The organism is Pseudomonas sp. RL (genome assembly GCF_000647775.1).
In the GTDB taxonomy this organism is placed as follows: Bacteria; Pseudomonadota; Gammaproteobacteria; order Pseudomonadales; family Pseudomonadaceae; genus Serpens; species Serpens flexibilis.
Genome location: NZ_JBOY01000208.1, coordinates 1 through 646, shown reverse-complemented (window position 1 = coordinate 646; position 646 = coordinate 1). Strand labels below are relative to the sequence as shown.

The 646-nt window shown below is 72.9% G+C and carries 1 protein-coding gene; it reads right to left on the bottom strand.

Annotated elements, in window-relative coordinates; genetic code table 11:
- On the bottom strand, positions 1–646 hold a 646-nt coding region (glgP, locus tag AS93_RS19840; RefSeq protein ID WP_037010143.1), incomplete at both ends, for an alpha-glucan family phosphorylase.

The window sequence follows — 646 nt, the reverse complement described above, 5'->3', positions numbered from 1 at the left end:
CGCGCGCGCCCCGCTCGGCCGCACGCTCCCGGTAGGCGACCGCCGCCGGCAGGTAGTGCGTTTCGGTGTATTCGCGCACGGTGCGCGCCGCCGAATACTGCGGGGTGAGCCGCGCCATGCTCTGGCGCATGCGCGCCACCCAGGCGGTGGGGATGCCCTGCGCGTCGCGCTGGTAGAACTGCGGCACCACCTCGTTCTCCAGCAGCGCGTACAGCGCCTCGGCATCGCGGGCGTCCTGGACCGCCTCGTCCGGGTCCTGCTCGCCATTGCCCAGCGCCCAGCCGACCTCGGGCGTGTAGGCCTCCGCCCACCAGCCGTCCAGCACCGACAGATTCAGGCCGCCGTTGACCAGCGTCTTCATGCCGCTGGTGCCGCAGGCCTCCCACGGGCGGCGCGGGGTGTTCAGCCAGACGTCCACGCCCTGCACCAGCCGTTCGGTCAGCTGCATGTCGTAGTCGGCGAGGAACACCGCGCGGTGGCGCACCTCGGGCCGGCGCACGAACTCCACCCACTGGCGGATCATCGCCTGCCCGCGGCGGTCCTCGGGGTGCGCCTTGCCGGCCAGGATCAGCTGCACCGGGCGCTGCGGGTGGGTGAGCAGGCGGATCAGCCGCTGCGGGTCGTGCAGCAGCAGGTTGGGTCGCTT